The organism is Laceyella tengchongensis (assembly GCF_900182735.1).
Classification (GTDB): Bacteria; Bacillota; Bacilli; order Thermoactinomycetales; family Thermoactinomycetaceae; genus Laceyella; species Laceyella tengchongensis.
Genome location: NZ_FXTU01000002.1, coordinates 263,508 through 285,815 on the forward strand (window position 1 = coordinate 263,508; position 22,308 = coordinate 285,815).

Consider the following 22,308-nt stretch of genomic DNA (forward strand, 5'->3'; position numbering starts at 1 on the left):
TAGTATATCACGAAAAGTTCATAGAACGGGACGCTGAAATCGCACCAACATGCTGAGAAAAACGCCTGCGAGCGATGCAAAGGCCGAAAACCAATAGACACTTGACACTCCCGCGGCAACCACTTGCGGAGGCAAGGCCACATCCGCTGTCCAAAACAACAGCCGGGCATCAGCCGCGGTGAAAATTCGGCTCACGGTGAGAAGGCCGATCGCTCCCCCCGCCACGCGAAACATCCCCAACGCCATCATGCCGCTGCGCATGCGTCGATTGGGCATCCAAGCAAACAGCGGCTGATGAACGGGCGCAGCTAGCACAAAACTCAGGCCGAAACTAAGCAAACCAAACGCGGTGAATGACCAGACAAACGGCGGGTTTAACGCCAAAGCGAGAAAAGACAGTGCACTCAATCCATACCCGAACACTGCCGTCCACCGAAAGCCCCATGCTCTCGCCACCGACTGCACCAATGACAGTGCAAACAAAGAGCAAAGCAACAAGTAACTGAACAATGCGCCAGCAGTGATATGATCAAATCCGTAACTGTACGCAGCCCAAAAAGGTACTAGCACGAACCCCGTCCAAATGAATCCAGATAGTCCGGCTTGGCCGTACAGAAGCCAAAACCGCCAATTGGCGAAAAGATGCGGTTCAAAAAACGGTTGGTTTTTTTGCCGTTCCACCATCAACAACGGAACAATCATTCCCACGCCCATGATCCACAAAGGTAACACATCCGGTTGCGCGATAGCACGCCATCCACCCAACAAATCCGTCTTCGTCAATCCAGCCATGACGAAAAACAAGATCAGCCCGAAAAAGAAAATGGACGCCCCTCCGGTAGCGCGCATTCGTTGAGGGCGGTCGGAACAAACCCATCTGCGGGATACGGCAAACAAAGCCACGCCTCCCAACCCGTGGAACAAAAAGGCGAACCGCCATCCGAGCAACTCAATAAGTCCTGAAACCAACCACGGGGTGGCAGCCACCGCGCTCCCCAACACCAACATGGCCATCCATTGCCATTGTCGATTTTGTTGAGCCATGATGCGACGAACCTGCGCGGAAATATAGGGAATGGCACCACCTATGCCCACTGCTTGAATGATTCTTCCACACATCAAGCACATCCAAGACTTGACCGTGAACACCATCCACGTTCCCACAAACAAAAGCCCCAGCGCGACATGCAATATTTTCATGCGTCCTATGCTCATCGCCGCATTTTCCATCACCGGCAAAGCCATGGAAAAAACAGCAAGGTGCAACGAGATGGTCCACACTCCCCAATGAATGGGCACATGATACTCACTCATCACAAAAGGCAAGGCCGGAGCCAGGATGATCGCATCGATGGTGATCGCAACCATCGCCACTATATACGTTTCTAACGTGAACCGTTTAAAACGTGTCAACATACTCCCTCCAGCGTGTTCAACATCCAATCTACGCTTCTTTGTCCTGAACCCGTCGCATCAACTCTGCATTGACGGGGGTGGGGATGCCCCATTTGGCGCCTAGTTCCGCCACCGCCCCATTGATATGGGCAATTTCCGTCTTCCGTCCTCGCTTCATATCCTGCAACATAGACGAGTGGTTGCGAGCGGTCAAACGAATGACCCGTTCCACCCTTTCCTTCACAGCGGCTGGGTCAAGCCGGACGCCTTCCGCGCGGGCAACGCGAACCGTCTCTTCAATGATCGCCCGCTTCATTTGTTCGTACCGCGGATGTCCCACTTCGCCGTTTGGCACGTCCTCCAATGCCGTCAAGGGATTGATGACGCAATTTACGGCTAGTTTTTCCCAGATCCGGACCAAAATGTCTGGATCCCATGCAATCTTTTGTTCCAGTTGCCATAAGCGCTCCAATGCGGGATGCGGTTCCCTGCGCGAATCTGGATACGGGCCGACCCACGTTTCGCCGTTGCCGGTATGCGCCACCTGATTCACCCCCAACCGCAAAGCGCCTTCCGTGGTCACGGCCAAGTAGGTGCAAGCCTGTGCAGACAGTTTCTTGACTATTTCCCCATGCCCCCATCCATTCTGCCAAAACAAGACCTGCGTTTCCTCATGGGTCAAGGCCGCAATCACCGGGGTGACCGCCGGCAGATCCATTTGCTTCACCATGACGAACACACTGTCAGCTTTACCGGCTGGAAGGGATGAGCTGGCACACGCTTCTGCCGGCACGGTCCATTCGCCGCCCGACAAGCTTTGCACGGTGATTCCCATCTTCTTTATTGTGGCGGCCTGGCTTTGCGTCCTCACAATCATTGTCACCGGAAAACCCGCCCGTGCCAATCGGGCACCCCACAAAAGCCCCAACGCGCCGCCACCGATGATGGCCGTTTTCATCTCGCCCCCTCCTCTCATATGAAAAAGGAGCCAACAGCTGAAGGCTCCTCTTTTATCATACACATGTTATCACACCGGATAAACCGGATGTTTTCGCTCACTAAATTTCATTTGCTTGCTTTCGTAGGCGGAAAATCTCCGTATCAATTCCCCACGCAAATCATCTGGGGCTACAATTCCATCCACAATCAATTCACTCGCTAACCGGTAGATGTCGATGTCCTTACGGTACTCTTCCCGTTTGGCCATGACAAATTCGGTTCGTTCAGGCTCTTCCAGTTCGGCGATTTTATTGCTGTACACGGCGTTGACAGCCGCCTCGGGGCCCATGACCGCGATCTGCGCCGTGGGCAAGGCCAAACAGCAGTCCGGTTCAAACGCCGGGCCAGCCATGGCGTACAAGCCGGCGCCATACGCTTTGCGGACGATGACGGAGATTTTGGGTACTGTGGCCTCCGACATTGCCGATATCATCTTAGCTCCATGGCGAATGATTCCGGCCCGCTCCACCTGTGTGCCGATCATGAAACCCGGCACATCAGCCAAGAACAATAAAGGAATATTATACGCATCGCATAAATTGATAAATCGCGTCGCCTTATCCGCGGAGTCGATAAATATCACTCCGCCTTTCACTTTGGACTGGTTGGCGATAATCCCCACCGGCCGGCCGTCAATCCGGGCAAAGCCAGTGATCATCTCTTTAGCAAATAATGCCTTCACTTCATAAAAGGAATCTTCATCAATCAATCCCCGAATCAGCTCCTGCATGTCAAATGGCGCATTCTGGTGATCGGGGATTACTTTGGACGGCGGCCGGACTCCCTGTTCGGGCGACTTGCCTACAACAGGTCGGTGCGGCGCTTGATAGTTGGCGGGCATATAGCTTAAGTAGCGGCGGCAGGATGCGATGGCCTCTTCTTCACTGACTGCCAACACATCGCCGCAACCGCTTACTGTACAGTGCATACGGGCACCGCCCATTTCTTCCAGCGTCACTTTTTCCCCGATCACCATCTCTGCCATCCGCGGCGATCCCAAGTACATGCTCGCGTTTTTGTCGACCATGATGACAATATCGCAAAAGGCTGGGATATACGCTCCTCCCGCCGCAGACGGGCCAAACAGGACGCACACTTGCGGAATCATGCCCGACAGTTTCACTTGGTTATAAAAGATGCGACCTGCTCCCCGGCGTCCTGGGAACATCTCGATCTGGTCGGTGATCCGCGCCCCCGCGGAGTCTACTAGGTAAATCAGCGGCACTTTTAACTTCTCCGCCGTCTCCTGAATGCGGATGATTTTCTCGACTGTTCGGGCGCCCCATGAGCCAGCCTTCACCGTGCTATCATTAGCCATGACGCAAACCATTTGTCCGTTCACTTTGCCCATGGCCGTCACAACGCCGTCTGCCGGCAGGTCACCCGCTGAAAAATTGGCGAACAGCCCGTCTTCCACCTGAAAATCATCATCAAATAATAGCTCCAAGCGTTTGCGCACAAACAGTTTCTGCTGTTGCTGCAATTTTTCGTGATATTTGGGCGCTCCCCCCGCTTTCACTCGGGTTTCGCTCTCAGCCAGTTTCGCTATCAATTGGTCATTCATCGGTTCCACCCCTTATTCTCCGCGATATTGCGGTTTTCTCTTTTCTTGAAAAGCGGCCAAGCCTTCCAGGCGATCTTTGGTTGGGATCAAGACATCGTAGGCTTTGGTTTCCAACAAAAGCCCTTCACCTATGTCCGTCTCCAATCCGTGGTCGATGGCCCATTTGGCTTGTATCAATGCCAATGGGGCATTTTGCTTCAAGGTTTCAGCCCACTCCCAAGCAAGGCTCAGCACCTCCCCCGGTGCTGAAATCGCATTTACCAGACCCATCTGCAATGCTTCGGCAGCACCGAACCGTTTGGCCATGAGGATCAGTTCCTTCGCTTTGGCCACGCCGACCAACCGCGGCAAGCGCTGTGTTCCACCCGCCCCCGGAATGATGCCAAGCGATGTCTCTGTCAATCCCATCCGTGCCGCCTCATCCATCAACCGCAAGTCGCACGCCAAAGCCAGTTCCATTCCCCCGCCGAATGCAACCCCGTTGATCGCCGCGATGGTAGGCTGAGGCAACTCCGCGATGCGGGTGAAAGTGTCACGTATCAGCACAATAAACTGGCGCACATCCTCTTCTGTGAACGTCTGGCGCTCTTTCAAATCCGCGCCGGCGCAAAACGCCTTTTCCCCAGCACCAGTGAAAATGACCACGCGCGTATCGCGCTCCTCCCGCAGCACTTCCGTCAATTGGGATAATTCTTGCAACAACGGGCGATTTAATGCATTGTGGGATGCCGGTCGATTAAGCGTTACCAAGGCAATTCCGTCGCGCCGTTCCAAGCGGATCGCGTTCATGACTCATCTCCCCTTTTCTCTTGTCTTTTTTGCGCCAGATGGCTTTGCAACACTTTGGAAGGCAACGGCCGGCGACATTTGGTCTGCACAAATTCACTCGTTTCGCAGACGCGCGCCAGATCGATGCCGGTATCGATTCCCTCTTGTTGCAACAGGTATAAGACATCTTCCGTGGCCAAGTTTCCTGATGCGCCTGGCGCGTAGGGACATCCGCCCAATCCACCTAAGGATGTGTCCAACGTGCGCACACCCATCTCCAGCGCCGTATAGGCATTAGTCAGCCCCGTGCCCCTGGTGTCATGGAAATGGCCCGCGATCTGCGTCAGGGGAATATGTTGCTGACACTCTTGTAACAGGCTTTTCACCGCTTTGGGCGTAGCTACGCCAATCGTGTCGCCAAGCGAAATCTCATACACCCCCATCTGGAGCAATTGCTCACACACGCGCAACACCTGCGCTGTTGACACCTTTCCTTCGTAAGGGCAACCAAATACCGTCGAAACATACCCTCGCACACGGATACCTTGCTCTTTGGCCATCTCCATGACTTCACGCAACACCGGATACGTGTCGCTGATGCTCTTGTTGATGTTCTTGCGGTTGTGCGTCTCACTAGCCGACATGAAGACAGCCCACTCGTGAATGGGCGTTTGCGCGGCCCGCTCTGCTCCTTTGCGATTCGGAACGAGCGCTCGATAGACAACATCGGCAAGAGAAGGCAATTGATGCGCCAATTGGGTAGCGTCAGCCAACTGCGGAATCCAACGCGGAGAGACGAAAGAAGTTACCTCCAGGTGGCGAACACCCGCGGCCAAAAGCCCTTTCGCCACTCTCACTTTGTCTTCCGTTCCCAATATGATCCGTTCATTCTGCAATCCGTCCCGTAAGCCCACTTCTACTAGTTTGATCTGCATGCGTTCCCCCCCTGGCTTACTCCAATTCGATCAACGCCGCTCCATCCTCGACAAAATCACCCACTTGCACCTTGATTTCTTTCACAGTACCTGCCACTTCGGCCTGAATAGGAATTTCCATCTTCATCGATTCCAGCAAGATCACATCTTGCCCCACTTCAATCCGCTCCCCCAGTTGCGCATGAATCGCTAACACCACGCCTGCCATTGTCGATTTTACTTGTGCCATACGCATTCCCTCCTATTTGAGTTGAGATATGATTTGCGTGTCGTATTTGCCTGACGTAAACATCGGCTCCTGGGCCAATCGGCGTAACAAGGGCAGATTGGTTTTGATCCCCTCCACTTTAAAGGCCTCCAAAGCCTGGTGGCTCTTGGCGAGAGCCTCTTCTCGGTTGGAACCGCTTACAATCAATTTGGCCAAGAGCGGATCATAGTAAGGTGACACCATCGTGCCCTCCTTCACTCCCGCATCGACGCGAATCCCTTCACCCGTAGGCGGTTCAAACACCGTGATCATGCCCGGAGAAGGATAAAACGTCACTGGATCTTCCGCGTAAATCCTCCATTCGATCGCATGTCCCTGCACCGAAACATCTTCTTGTTTTAGAGCAAGCACTACTCCGCAAGCAAGATCACATTGCATCGCAACCAGGTCCAACCCAGTGATCATTTCTGTCACGGGATGCTCCACTTGCAACCGCGTATTCATCTCCAAAAAATAAAACTCCCCATCCGAACCGAGCAAGAACTCAACCGTTCCCACTCCTGTATACCTCACCGCTTGGGCAGCGGCCACGGCAGCTTGGTACATCCGCTTCCTTATCGTCACATCCAGCGTTGGAGCCAAACTCTCTTCAATCACTTTCTGATTGCGCCGTTGCACAGAACAGTCTCTTTCAAACAGATGGATCACTTGTCCATCCGCATCCGCGGCGATCTGTACTTCAATATGGCGGGCAGGTGAGACCCACTTTTCAATATAAACAGCCGCATCGCCGAAATAGGCGCGAGCTTTGGTTTGAATCGAGGCATACGACTGCCTCAGCGCTTCTTCGTTCGGACAGACTTGCATCCCGATTCCGCCGCCGCCAGCGCTCGCTTTGATCATGACGGGATAACCGATTTCCGCGGCGGCCTGGCATGCCTCCTCCAACGATGCAAGCGCCCCCGTCCCCGGAGCGATCGGCACACCTGCTTGACTCATAGTGGCACGAGCCGTCACCTTGTCTCCCATCATCTGGATCACTTCCGGTTCCGGTCCAATCCATCGGACCCCCGCTTCTTGAACCCGTTTGGCGAACTGGGCGTTTTCCGACAAAAAACCGTATCCGGGATGCAGAGCATCTGCTTGGGTGCGCTTAGCCGCATCCAAAATCGCCTCTTGGTTGAGGTAACTTTTGGCCACAGGCGGCGGCCCAATGCAGATGGCTTCATCCGCCATCTCCACAAACGGCATCATCCGATCCGCTTCTGAATAAACAGCCACGCTTTTCCAGCCACGCTCTTGACACGTGCGGATGATCCGACAAGCGATTTCCCCACGGTTGGCAATCAGCACTTTTCGCAAATCCAGCCTCACCTCACCTGATTGCATTCTTATTAAAAATATTTCTATCGCAAAAAATTCGACAATTATTTATTTTAATCCTTCTCAGAATAACATGATCACTTTTAGGATACAATGAAAAACGAAGAATCCCTAGGAGGGAGCGCATGAAAACTTTTCAGGTGGAACACCTCAAGATCAATTACAAAACATTAGAACAATTCACTCAGTTCTACGAATACGGTTTGCAAGAGTTATCCATGTTGGACGATCTACGTGCCAATCTGGTCGAAAACGATAGCCACTCCCCATTCTACGGCATCTACCTAGAAGGGGAGCTGGCAGCACGCCTCAGCCTGTATCTGATTGATGCCAAATACGACCGTTATTTCCAACCAGCCCAACACCACTACGAAATCTGGAAACTAGAAGTCTTGCCGCAATATCGGGGGCGAGGACTTGGCTGGGCATTGGTCGCCCACGCCCAAAGCATGGGGTTGCCCATCAAAACCAACGCTCGCTGGCGATCTGGCCCGTTTTGGTTGAAAATGGGCTTTGTCCCCGTCTATGCCCCCCCTTCCCGCGACCGCGACGAAAGCCCTTATGTCTGGCTCCCGCCAGGAGATGAACGGAGAGATTAACGTTTAAAAAGACCCACACAAACGTTGTATGCGGGTCTTTTTTCGTTATTTGTCCAGACGCTCCAGGTTGCCGTTTTCCTCCATCCGGAATTTCGCTTTGCTGAGTGCCTCGTCTTCTTCCGTCAGCAAAGCCATTTTTCGCGCGCGCTCCATGATTTGCACCAAGGTCCGATAATCATCGTTCACCAGTCGGTAATCACTCTGCACGTGTTCCAGATGCGCTTTCATTTCGTTGTTTTCGGCCTCTAGCTTGCTAAGAAGCGCCTCTTTCTCCTCAATTTCTTTTTCCAACAATTTTTGTTGGCGTTTTAGCTCAGCCACTTCATTCTTGTATTGCCGCAAGAAACGGATGATATTGTCAATCGTATACAAGGAATCGCCGGTCGCATCCTCGCCGGATTTGACCCGGTGAGACTGGCTGCGATTCCGTTCTTGCAATCGCTTCTGTCGTTGCGACTTGGCAATTTGAATCGCCGCCTCATATTTTTTTCGCACGGTGCTGTTCCAGCGAAAACCGCAAGCAGCCGGTGTCCGCCCCAGCTTTTCCGCCACTTCCTCAAATGCCGAGAGTTGCGTGCCGCCTTCGCGGATATGCCTGAGCGTCACTTCGGCCAAGATCATATCATCATCCGGTGTCCACGCATCCTGGCGCTTTACAGCCATACGAGTACCTCCCATCTTCCACAGCTCATGCGCGTCTAACAAACGTTTCCGTTTTATCTTTATGCAATTGATATAAAACATAGTATATGGCTCTACTAATTTTTATTGCCATGTGGAAGAGGAAGTATACACGATTCCCCGCGGCTTACCGGTGTCATACGCCTTAACCTAAGCGGTTTGGCTGCAGCTTATGATTTCCGCCGCGCCAAAAATTCGCGTACCGCTTGCGCATGCTCTTCTGATTCCCACAGACTGGCGCACTGTTCCGCCTCCCGGGCATACAGCTCCGCCGAGGGCACACCCCGATTCACCTCTTCAGCCAGCCCCTTATAAAATCGGATGATCTCCAGCGGCGCCTTCGCCACTTGTTCGGCGAACTCCTGTACAGCCTGGTCAGCCCGCTCTCCATCGAGCAACACATCAACCAACCCGGATGCCTTCGCCTCGGACGCAGACAGAATCTGTCCTGTCAGTAGCAGGGGCAGAGCTCGTGCTGGCCCGATCTTCCGCATCAAGCGTCCCGCTCCTCCCCATCCAGTGGTAATGCCCAGCTTCACTTGGATCATGCCGAACCGGGCCGTCGCCGAAGCAAAACATAGATCGCAACTAGCCACGATTTCGCAGCCCCCACCAACAGCCGCCCCTTCGACAAATGCAACCGTCAATGGCGCCAATCCATGGACCCGTTCCAAAATTCGTCCCATCCGCTCCATGATCGGCTGGATTTCATGTTTGTGCCCATATTGGTGCAACGCATCCAAATCCCCACCGGAAACAAAAGCTCGCTCATCTCCGGAGAAAATGACCACTTTGCACTGTGGATCTTGTTCGATCTCAGTCAAGACTTGTTCTAGCTCCCCCATCATTTGCGGATTGACCGCGTTTCTCACATCTGGGCGGTGAAAACGGATCCATTGGATCGGCCCTTGTTTTCGCACAAGAAGTGTCTGCATTTTGAACATCCTTTCCCTTTTGCTTGATACAAGCGATGCCTGAGGGTATAATAAGCATGTTAGAATATGGCGACAGTGGATGCCCTTACATAACGCATCCAAGTAGGAAGGAGTGTGGCACATGGACCGCATGTTTCGCGTCCTCGGCTTCTGGACTTTCGTGATTGCACTCATGTTCTTAGCGGGTCATATGTACATTCCGGCGGCCCTGTTCGCGGTACAAACGATTCTGTTTGTCGTGTTAGGCTACCTGAAGCTGACCGAAAGAACCTATATGTATCTTTTCGGTGGATATATGTTCGTGTCGTTTGTCGGCATGGTCTGGTATTCCACATTTATGATGCATTAATCAGTGCACAGCTCCCGGATTCACAGGGAGCTTATTTTTATGGTCAAAAAAGGACTCGGAACACATCAAGAGTCCGAGTCCTTCCCAACATGCGTCAGGCCAAGCTCTGAATCGTCACATTGGCTTCAGTGTCCGCTTCGTAATCAACCCCATCGGTTTCAAATCCGAAGAGTTGGAAGAAATCTCTGCGGTACCCTTCAATATCCGAAAGCTCCTTCAGATTATCCGAGTCCACCTTGGACCAACGGGCTGACACTTCCGCTTGCACATCCTCCCGCATCTCCCAATCGTCGATACGGATGCGCCCTTCCTCATCCACCTGCACCTCGCCGCCGGTGTACAGGCGTTCGTTGAACAATCGATACATCTGCTCGATGCATCCTTCATGCAGGCCTTTTTCTTTCATCACTTTGTACAAAAGCGATATGTACAGCGGCACTACTGGGATCGCCGAACTGGACTGGGTAACAAGCGCTTTGTTTACTGATACATACGCCTCGCCGCCAATCTTCTTCAACTGCTTGTCCAGCTCATGAGCCGTCGCCTCCAGGTGGTTTTTGGCACGACCCACGGTTCCCTCGCGATACACGGGATGCGTCACAACAGGACCGATATACGAGTATGCGACCGTTTTGGCACCTTCATTCAACACGTCGGCCTCTTGGAGAGCATCGATCCACATCTTCCAGTCCTCTCCGCCCATCACTGCAATCGTATGGCGAATCTCTTCCTCGGTTGCCGGTTCAATCGAGATGTGCGACACTTCCTCGGTGTGGAAATCAACCGTTTTGTTGGAGAACGTTTGTCCAATCGGTTTCAAAACGGATGAAAACACTTCTCCTGTCTCCGGATGAACCCGTTTGGGAGCGGCCAAGCTGTATACCACCAAATCAACTTTGCCCCATTCCCGTTTGATCATTTCGATGGTTTGTTGTTTGATTTCATTGGAAAAAGCATCCCCATTGATGCTTTTGGCGAACAACCCCGCTTCGCGCGCTGCTTCCTCAAACGCTGCCGTGTTGTACCACCCTGCGGTAGCTGTGCGGTTGCCCGAGCTCGGACGTTCAAAAAAGACACCGATCGTATCCGCCCCAGCGCCAAAAGCTGCCGTGATGCGGGAAGCCAATCCATAACCGGTTGAAGCACCGATCACCAACACTTTTTTCGGGCCATTGATGGCCGGTTGACTTTTAACATAATCAATTTGGTTTCGCACCTGTTGCGCACAGCCTTCCGGATGTGCCGTCGTACAAATGAAACCACGGAATTTAGGCTTAATGATCATTTTCCATCCTCTTTCGTTTTCATAAATTGGGAACCAACCGTTCCATGTCGGACGCGGACACGCCTTTGCCTTGCAACAAAACGCGGAAGCGCTCGCCCATCCCTTGCGGATGAATCAAATGGGTGACGGCCCGCGCTTGTTTCGCCTCGGCGCTGAACGGGTCACGCGCCGGAGTGGCCGGTAGCAGATCCAATACGCCAGCCCTGAGCAAAAACTCGGCTTGGGACAGACAGGCAAATGTGTGTAAGCCCAACTCCGCCCCCCACAGCCGAAGCAATGTGAAATCCACATGGGCTGTCAAATCCATCTCCCCCGGTGTGTGATAGAGGTCTGTCCACAACCGGTGTTCGCGGTAAGCCCGTAGCGTGCCTTCCCTCCGGGCCAGCAGTTCTTCCGTTTCTCCGCCGTAATCGATCGTCAAGAGAATTCCCTTTTCCAACCAGCCCGCCACTTGACTGAGCCACTCACGGGCAGCGACGGGCACTTCGGTAATCTGCCCCTCCGCAAGAAGCCGGCCCCTCTCCCATACGGCGGGATCGTCAGATTCTTTCAGGGGAAACCAACATTCGCTTAGGCGTCCGTTCTTCCCCTTGGATACATACGCTTCCCAAATGGCTCCCCCTTCTTTTTTTATCCGATGCACCGGGAAGGCGTCAACCAACTCATTGGTATATAAAAAAGAGTATTTGGCCCGTGGCACTTCCTCAAGGCGCCTAGACCAATGAAACGAGATAGGATGCGAACCCAGGCGTTCTTGTTGCAATCGGCGGTGATGGGGGCTTGTTTCCACCAAGTACGCATGCAACTTGTCCGGCTTCCCGCCCTGAGCCAGCCATTCATTGGCCACTTGCTCCATCAAACGCCCGTCTCCCGCGCCCATCTCCACCAGCACCCATTCCTCTTCGTTTCCCGTCATCGCCACCATACGCCAGAACAAACGCCCCAAGACCCGGCCCATGACTGTTCCGACATGGGCGTTGGTGAAGAAATCCCCTTCTTTGCCCAACTTGGTTCGATTCGTCTGGTAATAACCCCACTCCGGGTGGTACAAAGCCAATTCCATGTAGCGCGAAAACGGAATGGCCTGATGAGGGGAAAGCTCGATCTCTGCGACGATTTCATTTAAGAGCGGTTGGGTCATGGCACAGCCCTCTCTTATGAAAAATTAAACACTTCGGTGCTCAGATAACGTTCACCCGTGTCTGGGGCCATGCACAAGACCCGCTTACCCTTGCCGAGGCGCTCGGCCACTTTGAGCGCCGCCCAAACAGAAGCTCCGGAAGAAGGCCCCAACAGCAACGCTTCTTGGCAAGCAAGGGCACGCGTCACTTTGAGGGCTTCCTCATCGCTCACATGGAAAATTTCATCAAAAACAGAGCGGTTTAGCACAGGCGGCACAAAACCGGGACTGGTACCCGGAATTTGATGTGGCCCCGGTACGCCCCCGGCCAACACCGGTGATCCCTTAGGCTCCACCACACCGATAAATATGCCCGGCATATGTTGACGCAAATACTCGCCCACTCCGGTGATGGTGCCGCCCGTTCCCGCCGTAGCGATAAACGCGTCCAACCGCCCTTGCGTTTGCTTGAGAATTTCCGGGCCGGTCGTGCGCCGATGAACATCGGGATTGGCGGCATTTTCAAATTGTGATGGCATAAACGAACCAGGGATCGATGCCACCAGCTCTTCCGCTTTTTTGATCGCACCCGGCATCCGTTCGTTCCCTGGCGTCAACACTACTTCTGCGCCATACCCTTTTAACAGCATCACCCGCTCTTTGCTCATCGTGTCGGGCATGACCAGAATCGTCCGGTACCCACGGGCGGCACCGACCAGCGCCAGGCCGATCCCCGTGTTGCCGCTCGTCGGCTCGATAATGGTCGCACCCGGCTTGAGCAGGCCCTTTTCTTCGGCATCGCGAATCATGTTGTAGGCGGTTCGATCTTTCACACTGCCGCCCGGATTCATTTTTTCCAGCTTTACATACACTTCTGCCCACTCTGGGCGAACCAGCCGGTTCAGCTTGACCACCGGCGTCATTCCAATTAAATCGAGCACTTGCTGGGCCACCCGCGCGTGCTGTGATTTGCTTTCTACTCCTTGGTTTGCGGACCCGTCCACTCCAGCATTCCCCCTTTGAGGTTGTACAACTCCGTGTATCCGCGCGTAGCCAGCACTTGAGCCGCCAACACGCTACGGCGGCCGCTCCGGCAAATCAACAAGATTTTCTGCCCTTTGTGCGGTGCCAGTTCCTCATGCCGCGCTTCCATTTGATCATGCGGGATGTGAATCGCTCCCGGAATGTGCCCTTCCTGGTATTCCTCATCCGTGCGCACGTCCACTAGCACATATTGTTGCAATTCATCCGCCGCTTCGCTTAACCGACTTGCTTCAATATCTTTGTATTGTCCCATCATGACCGCTCCTTATCATTTTTTTGGTAAAATCGACTGCACGATCGGCTCCAATTGTTCCACCGTAAGTGGAGCTTCCACCCTCTGCTTCAGCGTTCCCTCTGGATCGATGAAGAATGAGCTAGGAATCGGCACCACATCGTACAATTTCACCACATCACGTTGCCGGTCCATAAGTACCGGAAACGAAATGCCCATCCGTTTGGCAAATGCGTTGGCCGTGAAATCCGTTTCCGCGATATTGACACCCAGCACGACAAAGCCTTTGTTTTTGTATTTTTCATAAACGGTTTGCAAAGCCGGCATCTCTTTGGTACACGGTTCACACCACGAACCCCAAAAGTTGAGCATAACCGCTTTTCCTTTGTAATCTTCAAGCGAAACCTCTTTGCCGTCCAGCGTCGTCAATTGGAAAACAGGAGCAGGACGACCCGGTTCGGGACGGTTCCCTTCCCCTTGGGCCACAGATTGGTACAAGGCATAACCGACCAACCCCAGCATCACGACAAACAAAAGGCGTCTGACCCAATACCGTGTTTGTTTGCTCACATTCATCACCTGTCTTTCCCATCAAATTGTAACAAAAAAGCTGAAATGGCGCACCACTTCAGCTAAAACCCGGTAAATCCGGTCACTTGCGTCAACCAAGCCGCGATGACCGACATCTGATCGGTGTACAAGAGCACGCCAAACAAAACCATCAGGCCGCCCCCGACTTTCATCACTTGGTTGGAGTATTTCAAAATCCAGCGCGTTTTGCCGATGAAAAAAGCCATGATAAAAAACGGAATGGCGAAGCCCAAGATGTAAGAAGTCAAATACGTGAAGCCCATTTCCGGACGGAGGGTGGTCATGGTGATGATGCTCCCCAAGATCGGGCCGACGCAGGGTGTCCAACCGGCGGCAAAACCGATCCCCACGATGAACGAGCTAAAATAACTGACGTTTTTCTTGGTCACTTGCCATTTGTACTCGCGCATCAAAAACGACGGCTGGAAGACGCCGAGCATAAACAGCCCGAACGCAATTAGCAAAACCGCGGCAATCATCCGGATCAGATCGTCATATGCTTTGAATGCCGTACCCACCCAACTGGCCGCGAAGCCGATCGCGTAAAAAAGCAAGGAAAAACCCAAAATGAAGAAAAGCGTGTGCAACATCGTGTTTCTCTTTATCTCTGCGGACCGTTCCCGCTCTTTGAGTTGTGCCACCGAAATCCCGGTGATATACGACAAATACGAAGGGTACAGCGGCAAGCAGCATGGCGAGATGAATGACAAAATCCCCGCGCCAAACGCCAGCCAAACACTTAACCCTGCCATGATTTCTCCTCCCATTACCACCTAGACAATTCTTGCATCAGCATGGCCATCTGCTCTTCCTCCATGCCCCCGATGAAGCGATACTGGATTTTCCCGTCGGCCCCCACTACATAAGTCGCGGGAATGCCATACAATCCGTATTGGTCGAATCCGACCGTCCGCTTGTTTTCAAGCGGGTCAAGCACCACCGGGAACGTGTACCCGTGTTTGTCCAGGAAGGGTTTGATCTTGGTTTCATCTTTTTCTTGCGATGTTTCATTGACCATGATGAAGTTCACTTTGTCTTTGTATTGGTCATACGCCTTTTGGAAATAAGGCATTTCTTTTTTGCACGGCGGGCACCATGTCGCCCAGAAGTTGATGATGGTGGGCTTTCCTTGGTTGCGATAAAGCTCGATTTCTTTGCCATCGATCGTACGCAAAGTGAAGTTTGGCGCGCAGTACCCCTCTTCCGGCCTGCTTTCTCCTTTGCACTGGATGGCTGCATCTGTTTTCGTGCCGCCGCTCGCCGGTGCTTGCCGATCCTCGATCCCCGTCCACACCGCTATGCCCACTAACACGAGCAAGACACAAAAGATGATCAGGTTTTTTCCTTTCATCCCCCTAGACTCCTTTACCTGTTAGTCAAGCCGCCCGTGACAAAAGGATTGGTCATTTGTTCCTGACCAATCGTCGTTTCTGGCCCATGACCAGACAGCACCCGGGTTGCTTCGGGCAAATTCATCAATTGCTGGTGGATAGACTTCATCAGCGTTTCATAATCCCCACCGGGCAAATCGGTTCGCCCGATCGATTGTTGGAACAGCACATCCCCGCTAAATATCACGTCATCCCAGACATAAGTTACACTGCCAGGGGAATGACCAGGCGTGTGCAACACTTTCAACGTTTGGCCGACCAGTTCGATCGACTCTCCGCCCGTCAGCACTCGCTCCGCTGGCTGGCACTTCATCGGCACTCCCATAAAAAAAAGGGAACCGTTTTTCTCCGGGTTCGTCAGCCAGTCCGCTTCCTCGCGGTGCACGTAAACGGGTGCCCCTGAGCGTTCGCGCACCGCTTCAACCCCACCGATATGGTCAAAATGGGCGTGGGTCAACAAAATCGCTTCCACCTTTATATCAAGCTCTCTGATACGCGCGAGCAACGCATCTGGGTTCATACCAGGATCGACGACCCATCCCCGTCTGCTCTCTTCATCATGCACCAAATAACAATTGGTCATCACCGGACCAAAGACAAAGGTCTCTATTTTCATGCTTAAGCCTCCTAACCTCACTCTTCCATCCCCCATTCTACACGAACTTTGCTTCGGTTCAAAGCTGGTACATGGCGGCGGCACAAACGGGTTAGACTATGGGACAAACGCGTAGAAAGGAAGAGGTGGCGCATGCGGTTTTTATGTAGACTGACCATCCCACTCATCGTTTCACTCGCCATCTTGGCGGGTTGCCAGCAAGAGAATAAGCCTCCGGCCAATCAATCCGCTCCTGGTACACACAAACAGATTCCTGAGGTGCGCCGTGTCAAACAAACAGCACCTGAACCCCGCCGTGACCGTTCTCCTCAGGCGGTGGCCGACCGGTTGGTGCGCATCGCGACGAGCGTGCCCCATGTGAAAGGAGCCAATGCCATCGTCATTGGTAGATACACGCTGGTGGGAATCGATCTGGAACCCACTTTGGACCGGGGACGTGTAGGCACCATCAAATATACGGTGGCGGAAGCGTTGCGGGAAGATCCGCAAGGGGCGAAAGCGCTGGTTACCGCTGACGCCGACCTGGTGCAACGCATCCGTGAGCTAAACGATGACATCCGGCGAGGCCGGCCCATCGCCGGACTGATGGAAGAACTGGCCGAAATCGCCGCCCGCATCGCTCCGTTGCCTTCCCGGGAGACGGAGAAGTCCGAACAGAAACCGGACAAAATCAATCAGGAACGGCTCAATCAGTCCCGGCGAGCCCCTGCCCGTCAGTGACCTTAATCTTGCCGTTCCTGTAAACACCCCAAAACGGCACAACTCCGCAGGCTTCCCTTGCGGAGTTGTGTTTGTTGCGTTTTTAAGCTTCAACCCAAGTTGGCTTCAGCTCCCGGACATGTAGTATACTAGGGCGTGTCTGATGTATAGGCCAGCGGCTCCAAAACCATTTTCTCATTCGCTTCACGCGTGACGAGGCGCTCCTCGAGAAAAGGTTTTTCCGCCGCTTCTTCCCCACCAACTTGATTTGCCAGACACATCCTAGCTGTAACCATCTGCACGGAAAGGACTGAATCGTCGTGAAAGTGATCTGCATCCTGTGTGATCAGCCTTTTCAACCGGAGAAGCTGATCGCCAAAAAAATTAGGAAACATCCGCACCGCATTCAAATCTGCCCGGACTGCCGCCAACGCATTACTCAGCAAGTGGAGCAGCGAAGGCTTGCTGGCCAGACGGGAAGCACACTTTGCCACCCCGCTGACCCTCTATCCAGTCAATCCCCGAAAGATTGATTGTACTTCGGTTCATTGATGATGTCGTTTAACAATTTGTCCGCCTGATCACGCGGAAATGCAATTTGCGACGGCTCGCCCGCTTGCTCATAGGTGATGAGGTAATTGTCTCCCTCCGCCTTTTTTTCCACAATCGTCACCTGATGATCCTCACGCAACATTTCTTCAAAAAAATGCACCGTTTCCTTGGCAGAACGGTCGCTGGGCCGTTTGTCCCACACCACTTGGATCTGCAACCAATTAAACAATGCGTCTTTCAATTGCATGTTGATTCTCCTCTCCCATTCCTGGCGGCGCAAAGGGGCTTTGTCCGGTTGCCCCTTTTTCCGCGGATCGGGAGCGGCCAGAACGCTTTTCTTACTGACCTATCGCTCTAGCCGACCCCCTGACTAATTTTGTTTTCGCACAAAATAGAGCCTGATCCTTGTGACAGCAATGAGGATAACGGTGAAAAAGAGAATGGGAATCACGGGGAAGCCCATGTAATGGAACAAGGTCAACAAAAGACACCCCACCGCCAGCACCACATAAACGATGACTTGTTTCAACAGCGGCAGACGAATAGCGAAAGCCACCTTATACACCACGGCCGCCAACACCACAATGATGAAATAGATCGTCCACGGCGACAGGCTGTTTAGCCAAGTTTGCACAGCATCCATCTCGCTTCTCCCTCCTCAGCCCTCTTGTCTTAATCGATGCAAATACTGAATTTCGTCCGCGTATTCCGACTCATCGTCGACCGGTGTCTCCAGAATGACCGGCAGGTGAGCGAACGCCTCATCACGCAAAAACAAAGCTAAAGCCGCCGCGCCGATTTCACCTTTGCCAATTTTTTCGTGGCGATCTTTGCGGCTGTTAAAAGGCGCTTTGCTATCATTGAAGTGAATGGCTACTAGCTGTTCAAGATAGCCGGTCTCCTTCATTTCCTGTACCATCGACGCAAATGATTCCTCCGTCCAGATCCCGGCGGCGAAAGCATGGCACGTGTCAAAGCAGAAACCGATTTTTTCCGGGTAATCCGTCGCTTCACGGATTTCCACCAGTTCACGGATCGTCAATCCCAGCTCGCTACCTTGGCCCGCCGTGTTTTCCAAAAGCAATTTGGTGCTTCCATCGTATTCAGCCAGAATGAGGTTGAGCGTCTCAACCATCCGTTTGCGTCCGTACTCTTCCCCTTCGCCCACATGCTTGCCACAATGAACGACCGCCCCGACTGCACCGTATGCCTCTGCAATGGACAAATCCTCTTTGATTGAACGAATCGTCACTTCATGCAAATCCGCCTTGGGGGTGGACAAATTGGTGATGTAAGGGGTGTGCGCAACCAGCACGATCCCATGCTCTTCACAAAATTTCTTTCCTCGTTCCGCATCGACGGTGTCCAGCTTTTTCGGCCTTAAACCGCGCGGATTTTTCGTAAAGACTTGAAACGATTCGGCGCCCAGCGACTTAGCTTTTAATGCCGCTTTGGCGAATCCTTTGGCAACACTGATATGGCAACCTATTTTCATCTCGATTCCTCCTGAAAGACAAAAAGCGCCGCTGTTTCGGGCGCCGTTCCACTTTCTCCATTGTAACATCTTCCGTAGGGGGCAACAACTCTTCCACTTTGGCTTTGAACAGGCCCCTCAGTAGAGCAGCAATCGGTTGCTGAAGATCTGCTCTTTGTTTTTCAAAACATATGCTTGGTTCCGGTCATGCCAATCCACCGCCAAATCAGCACCGAAAAATTGGGCACTCTCGCGGTCCAACACCATGCGGAGGGCAGGTGACACTGCCACCACCAAGTCATCTGGCTTCACATAATCCCAATTCATCTCAAACACGACATCGGCACCGCAACCGCACCCTTCGGTGATCGCGGCAACGCGCAATGCGGCTTCCTCTGTCGGCTTGGCTTCCAACAGCCGGGAGAGAGCCCCAGCGGATATCTCGATATGCATTTCAACCGCCCCGCTTTTCTTTTATTCCCATCTATTTTACACAAAAAAACCGGAGCGGAGGAGCATCCGCTCCATCACTCCGATTAACCTCGCCCTAACCGAAACGAACCGCCAACTGGATGAGTGTCCGCACAGCCACTCCCGTTGCCCCTTTGGCAAAAATGCCTGATTCGCGCGGCGCTGTGGCTGATCCGGCGATATCCAAGTGCACCCAAGGGGTTTCTTCAGCAAACGCCTGCAAAAACAAGCCGCCTTGAATGCATCCCGCCGGGCTTCCCCCCTCATTTTTCACATCGGCAATCTCACTTTCAACATAGATGCCATACTCTTTGTACATCGGCAATTCCCACATCCGTTCGCCAGCAATGCGAGCTGCCGACTTCACTTCATCGGCCCATTCTTCATCGTTACTCATCATCCCTGTCGCTTCATGCCCCAAGGCAACCACAACGGCGCCGGTCAGTGTAGCCACATCGACCAAGCGGGTGGCTCCCTTCCGTTTAGCATAAGAGATTGCATCGGCCAAAATAATCCGCCCTTCGGCATCAGTGTGAGCCACTTCAATCGTCTTGCCACTGAAGGACCGGATCACATCGCCCGGGCGATACGCTTGGCCGTTGACCATGTTCTCGCAGACGGGGATCACCGCCAACACATTGCTGTGAGGACGCAATTCCCCAATCGCATCCATCGCCGCCAACACCGCCGCCGCGCCAGCCATATCTTCTTTCATGTCCAACATGAACGGTGAGGGTTTCAACTGGAGGCCGCCACTATCAAAAGTCACACCCTTGCCAACCAGTCCGAGCACTTCGGTGCTCTCAGGCGCCCCTCGATAAGACAGCACGATCATGCGCGCCCCAGCTTCACTGCCACGCGCCACAGACAATAGCGCTTGCATGCCCAAATCTGCCAAGCGCGATTCATCCAGCACTTCCATGTCCAATCCGCGTTTTTCGGCGACTTGTTTGGCATGATCAACAAACTGTTGGGGTGTTAATAAGTTAGCCGGTTCATGGGACAAATACCTAGCGAAATTGGTGGCGCGGGCGAAAATCTGCCCCCGTTCGATTCCTGCTTGAGCCGCTTGCTCATTCAGTTGCGGAATACTGATTAGCACCGATTTCAGTTCCCGCTTCTTCGTTTCGGATTGGTATTTCTGGTGCTCATACGTCCCAAGTTCGATGCCTTCTACAATCGCTTGTACCGCATCAACCGCGTTATAGCGGTCAATGATGGAAGAAGGACACCCAATACCCAAGCTTTTTAACCCCTTTTGCTTGGCCGCGCGGCTCGCCGCCGCAATCGCATGTCTGAACTGGTGAAGATCAGTTTGGTCCCCTTCACCCAAACCGACCACAATCACACGCCCAGACGGAATCTTACCCCAATTGTGCAACTGGGTGACTTCCCCCAGTTTGCCAGTTATCTCCCCTGCCGTGATCAGGCTGGAAATCCGAAAACCGAGGGCCTCATCAATCTCACGGGCCATGCCTTGTGTCGATTCTCTTTCTTTGGAATGAAATACAATAATTGCGTCCGTCGCCACAGAGGCCAACGGCTCTCTCGTCAATTTCCACTCCATGATTACGCCTCCTGAATAATTGGAATAAGTAGAAAAAAATAAAAAGTGTAACACACGATCTAGAATTTCACATGTTACACTTTCGACAAATTCTAATTTATTTCCTTTTCTCCAAAAATAGACGGAATTGTTTTATAAAACTTCCAACATGAGCATCTCTTTTCTTATTTCTTCCAGTCTAGCTTTAATTTGATCAATCCTGTGAAAGTTGTTGTTTTTAAGGGCTTCGTACAGCTTCTCCAACTCCTCATCCAATTCCATTCGCAGAATCGGAATGCGCTCCTCCGCATCTTGGCAACGATAGACTCTGATTACCTCTTCCATGGTCCACTACACCCCTTTTATATGCTTGGGCTTGGGTCCCAACCGCCGACCTTAAAGGTTAGCTTGGATACAGCATTGCCCCAACCAAGGTGAATTAAACCTGGGAACACGAATCAACTTTCTCAATTATGTTACGCTATCATCCTAGCAAGGGGCACGGTGAACCACTCAAATATATTTTTAAATTTTTAGAAATTAACTCTCTAAAATTTTTATCTATCTCGTGAATGTGGTAAGATAAGTCCGCAACCGCTTTTCTTTGGTCCCGGCAACGTCCTTGAGCCGCCGGACTCAGTTTGATGATACGGATGGTGATGATCATGACGATACCCGGTTTTATTGAACAAGACTTTCAGATTTTTGACATTGATGGACTCGAACCTCGCATGAACGCGATCAAACAACACATTCAACCCAAGTTTGATATCATCGGGCAACATCTTTCCTCCTTTCTGACTGTGCAATTGGGCGAACCCGTCAGCACGCATATCGCCAAACACGCCCGCCGCACCGTCAATCCGCCGGACGAAACCTGGGTAGCCTGGTCCACGAGCAAGCGTGGATACAAGGGATTGCCCCACTTTCAATTAGGCATTCGCGACAATCATCTCTTCATCTGGTTCGCCCTGATCTACGAATGCGACCGGAAGCAACCCTTTGCCCGCCGGTTGCGCGAAGAGTTCGACCGCTACTGGGCCCTGATTCCCGATACATACTATTTCTCCCAAGACCACACCCGGCCCGATGTCATCCGCAAAGCGGACTTGACCGACGAGCAGGCTCACAAGATGCTCGAGCGCTTGGAAAAAGTGAAAAAGGCGGAGTTTTTGTGCGGCCGCGTCATTCCACGGCAAGAAGCTTGTCGATTGTCAGGTGACGATTTGATCAAGCAGATCGAATCCACTTGCGAAACGCTAAACCCGCTGTACCGTTTGGCGATGGAATAAACCAGCCACCTCTTTTTAGAAACACTTGTGCAACCAGATCGAGCCTGGTTACAACGCTGCCTAGGGCGTGTTTGGCAAATCAAGTTGGCGAAAAGAAGCGGTGGAAAAACCCTTTTCTCGATGAGCGCCTCGTCACGTGTAAAGCGCATGAGAAAAACGGTTTTGAAGCCGCTTGCCTT

General features: G+C 52.7%; 29 protein-coding genes. 5 read left to right on the forward strand and 24 right to left on the reverse strand.

Annotation, left to right across the window (positions count from 1 at the left end; all coding sequences use genetic code 11):
* Positions 1-18 precede the first annotated feature (18 nt).
* From QQZ12_RS04775 to QQZ12_RS04805, 7 genes are all read right to left on the reverse strand, one after another.
* Positions 19-1,413, reverse strand: a complete 1,395-nt coding sequence (locus QQZ12_RS04775) for an MFS transporter (protein WP_284724043.1) — start codon at positions 1,411-1,413, stop codon at positions 19-21.
* Positions 1,414-1,444: 31 nt separating this feature from the next.
* Complete coding sequence (locus QQZ12_RS04780) at positions 1,445-2,353, reverse strand: ketopantoate reductase family protein (protein ID WP_189318855.1); 909 nt, start codon at positions 2,351-2,353, stop codon at positions 1,445-1,447.
* 69 nt (positions 2,354-2,422) lie between these two features.
* The gene (locus QQZ12_RS04785; protein ID WP_102992873.1) at positions 2,423-3,958 is read right to left on the reverse strand and encodes an acyl-CoA carboxylase subunit beta; all 1,536 of its coding nucleotides are present in this window, start codon (positions 3,956-3,958) and stop codon (positions 2,423-2,425) included.
* 12 nt (positions 3,959-3,970) lie between these two features.
* The gene (locus QQZ12_RS04790; RefSeq protein ID WP_102992874.1) at positions 3,971-4,747 is read right to left on the reverse strand and encodes an enoyl-CoA hydratase-related protein; all 777 of its coding nucleotides are present in this window, start codon (positions 4,745-4,747) and stop codon (positions 3,971-3,973) included.
* Positions 4,744-5,661 (reverse strand): hydroxymethylglutaryl-CoA lyase, encoded by a 918-nt coding sequence (locus QQZ12_RS04795; protein ID WP_102992875.1) that lies wholly within the window; start codon positions 5,659-5,661, stop codon positions 4,744-4,746. The genes QQZ12_RS04790 and QQZ12_RS04795 overlap by 4 nt, the downstream gene beginning before the upstream one ends.
* A 16-nt stretch (positions 5,662-5,677) precedes the next feature.
* A complete protein-coding gene (locus QQZ12_RS04800; protein ID WP_102992876.1) occupies positions 5,678-5,890 on the reverse strand; it encodes a biotin/lipoyl-containing protein in 213 nt (70 codons plus the stop codon).
* A gap of 12 nt (positions 5,891-5,902) precedes the next feature.
* Positions 5,903-7,231, reverse strand: coding sequence for an acetyl-CoA carboxylase biotin carboxylase subunit (locus tag QQZ12_RS04805; RefSeq protein ID WP_102992877.1), 1,329 nt, complete (start codon positions 7,229-7,231; stop codon positions 5,903-5,905).
* Between the two features lie 146 nt (positions 7,232-7,377).
* Here QQZ12_RS04805 and QQZ12_RS04810 point away from each other — a divergent pair, with 146 nt between their 5' ends.
* Positions 7,378-7,851: an N-acetyltransferase gene (locus tag QQZ12_RS04810; protein ID WP_102992878.1), complete on the forward strand. Its 474-nt coding sequence runs from the start codon at positions 7,378-7,380 to the stop codon at positions 7,849-7,851.
* Positions 7,852-7,896: 45 nt separating this feature from the next.
* Here the strand turns inward: QQZ12_RS04810 and QQZ12_RS04815 are convergent, their stop codons facing one another.
* Both QQZ12_RS04815 and QQZ12_RS04820 read right to left on the reverse strand, forming a co-directional pair.
* Positions 7,897-8,514 (reverse strand): RsfA family transcriptional regulator, encoded by a 618-nt coding sequence (locus QQZ12_RS04815; RefSeq protein ID WP_102992879.1) that lies wholly within the window; start codon positions 8,512-8,514, stop codon positions 7,897-7,899.
* A 188-nt stretch (positions 8,515-8,702) separates the two neighbouring features.
* Positions 8,703-9,467 (reverse strand): enoyl-CoA hydratase/isomerase family protein, encoded by a 765-nt coding sequence (locus tag QQZ12_RS04820; protein ID WP_181352745.1) that lies wholly within the window; start codon positions 9,465-9,467, stop codon positions 8,703-8,705.
* A gap of 121 nt (positions 9,468-9,588) precedes the next feature.
* On the opposite strand from QQZ12_RS04820, the gene QQZ12_RS04825 reads away from it, so the two are divergent.
* Positions 9,589-9,816 (forward strand): DUF2626 family protein, encoded by a 228-nt coding sequence (locus QQZ12_RS04825; protein WP_022736478.1) that lies wholly within the window; start codon positions 9,589-9,591, stop codon positions 9,814-9,816.
* A gap of 94 nt (positions 9,817-9,910) precedes the next feature.
* Here the strand turns inward: QQZ12_RS04825 and fabV are convergent, their stop codons facing one another.
* The 8 genes from fabV to QQZ12_RS04865 all read right to left on the reverse strand — a co-directional run bounded on the left by fabV (position 9,911) and on the right by QQZ12_RS04865 (position 16,095).
* Positions 9,911-11,101, reverse strand: a complete 1,191-nt coding sequence (gene fabV, locus QQZ12_RS04830; protein ID WP_102992881.1) for an enoyl-ACP reductase FabV — start codon at positions 11,099-11,101, stop codon at positions 9,911-9,913.
* Between the two features lie 19 nt (positions 11,102-11,120).
* Complete coding sequence (locus tag QQZ12_RS04835) at positions 11,121-12,242, reverse strand: class I SAM-dependent methyltransferase (protein ID WP_102992882.1); 1,122 nt, start codon at positions 12,240-12,242, stop codon at positions 11,121-11,123.
* A gap of 14 nt (positions 12,243-12,256) precedes the next feature.
* Entirely contained in the window at positions 12,257-13,174 is a 918-nt protein-coding gene (gene cysK, locus QQZ12_RS04840) for a cysteine synthase A (protein ID WP_262983059.1), read from the reverse strand.
* A 23-nt stretch (positions 13,175-13,197) separates the two neighbouring features.
* A complete protein-coding gene (locus QQZ12_RS04845) occupies positions 13,198-13,518 on the reverse strand; it encodes a rhodanese-like domain-containing protein (RefSeq protein WP_223247955.1) in 321 nt (106 codons plus the stop codon).
* 15 nt (positions 13,519-13,533) lie between these two features.
* The gene (gene resA, locus QQZ12_RS04850; protein ID WP_102993879.1) at positions 13,534-14,067 is read right to left on the reverse strand and encodes a thiol-disulfide oxidoreductase ResA; all 534 of its coding nucleotides are present in this window, start codon (positions 14,065-14,067) and stop codon (positions 13,534-13,536) included.
* 62 nt (positions 14,068-14,129) lie between these two features.
* On the reverse strand, positions 14,130-14,840 hold the full coding sequence (locus QQZ12_RS04855) for a cytochrome c biogenesis CcdA family protein (RefSeq protein ID WP_022736484.1): 711 nt from the start codon (positions 14,838-14,840) through the stop codon (positions 14,130-14,132).
* A 14-nt stretch (positions 14,841-14,854) separates the two neighbouring features.
* Positions 14,855-15,439: a TlpA family protein disulfide reductase gene (locus QQZ12_RS04860; protein WP_102992884.1), complete on the reverse strand. Its 585-nt coding sequence runs from the start codon at positions 15,437-15,439 to the stop codon at positions 14,855-14,857.
* A gap of 14 nt (positions 15,440-15,453) precedes the next feature.
* On the reverse strand, positions 15,454-16,095 hold the full coding sequence (locus QQZ12_RS04865; RefSeq protein WP_102992885.1) for an MBL fold metallo-hydrolase: 642 nt from the start codon (positions 16,093-16,095) through the stop codon (positions 15,454-15,456).
* Positions 16,096-16,227: 132 nt separating this feature from the next.
* Here QQZ12_RS04865 and QQZ12_RS04870 point away from each other — a divergent pair, with 132 nt between their 5' ends.
* On the forward strand, positions 16,228-16,815 hold the full coding sequence (locus QQZ12_RS04870; protein ID WP_102992886.1) for a YhcN/YlaJ family sporulation lipoprotein: 588 nt from the start codon (positions 16,228-16,230) through the stop codon (positions 16,813-16,815).
* Positions 16,816-16,943: 128 nt separating this feature from the next.
* Here QQZ12_RS04870 and QQZ12_RS17060 read toward each other — a convergent pair whose 3' ends face one another.
* Complete coding sequence (locus QQZ12_RS17060; protein ID WP_281257219.1) at positions 16,944-17,075, reverse strand: hypothetical protein; 132 nt, start codon at positions 17,073-17,075, stop codon at positions 16,944-16,946.
* 45 nt (positions 17,076-17,120) lie between these two features.
* Here QQZ12_RS17060 and QQZ12_RS17065 point away from each other — a divergent pair, with 45 nt between their 5' ends.
* On the forward strand, positions 17,121-17,327 hold the full coding sequence (locus QQZ12_RS17065) for a DUF2197 domain-containing protein (RefSeq protein ID WP_223248117.1): 207 nt from the start codon (positions 17,121-17,123) through the stop codon (positions 17,325-17,327).
* Here the strand turns inward: QQZ12_RS17065 and QQZ12_RS04880 are convergent.
* The 6 genes from QQZ12_RS04880 to QQZ12_RS04905 all read right to left on the reverse strand — a co-directional run bounded on the left by QQZ12_RS04880 (position 17,309) and on the right by QQZ12_RS04905 (position 21,182).
* On the reverse strand, positions 17,309-17,593 hold the full coding sequence (locus QQZ12_RS04880; RefSeq protein ID WP_102992887.1) for a hypothetical protein: 285 nt from the start codon (positions 17,591-17,593) through the stop codon (positions 17,309-17,311). The two genes, QQZ12_RS17065 and QQZ12_RS04880, sit on opposite strands and share 19 nt — an antisense overlap.
* Before the next feature lie 123 nt (positions 17,594-17,716).
* Complete coding sequence (locus QQZ12_RS04885) at positions 17,717-17,989, reverse strand: YlaH-like family protein (protein WP_022736490.1); 273 nt, start codon at positions 17,987-17,989, stop codon at positions 17,717-17,719.
* 15 nt (positions 17,990-18,004) lie between these two features.
* The gene (locus QQZ12_RS04890; RefSeq protein WP_102992888.1) at positions 18,005-18,841 is read right to left on the reverse strand and encodes a deoxyribonuclease IV; all 837 of its coding nucleotides are present in this window, start codon (positions 18,839-18,841) and stop codon (positions 18,005-18,007) included.
* A 117-nt stretch (positions 18,842-18,958) separates the two neighbouring features.
* Positions 18,959-19,273 carry an iron-sulfur cluster biosynthesis family protein gene (locus tag QQZ12_RS04895; RefSeq protein ID WP_102992889.1) on the reverse strand — a complete coding sequence of 105 codons (315 nt, stop codon included), beginning with the start codon at positions 19,271-19,273 and terminating at the stop codon, positions 18,959-18,961.
* Between the two features lie 94 nt (positions 19,274-19,367).
* The gene (locus tag QQZ12_RS04900) at positions 19,368-20,858 is read right to left on the reverse strand and encodes a leucyl aminopeptidase (protein ID WP_102992890.1); all 1,491 of its coding nucleotides are present in this window, start codon (positions 20,856-20,858) and stop codon (positions 19,368-19,370) included.
* Between the two features lie 132 nt (positions 20,859-20,990).
* A complete protein-coding gene (locus QQZ12_RS04905; RefSeq protein ID WP_102992891.1) occupies positions 20,991-21,182 on the reverse strand; it encodes a hypothetical protein in 192 nt (63 codons plus the stop codon).
* 320 nt (positions 21,183-21,502) lie between these two features.
* Here QQZ12_RS04905 and QQZ12_RS04910 point away from each other — a divergent pair, with 320 nt between their 5' ends.
* Positions 21,503-22,129 carry a YktB family protein gene (locus QQZ12_RS04910; RefSeq protein WP_181352747.1) on the forward strand — a complete coding sequence of 209 codons (627 nt, stop codon included), beginning with the start codon at positions 21,503-21,505 and terminating at the stop codon, positions 22,127-22,129.
* Positions 22,130-22,308 lie beyond the last annotated feature (179 nt).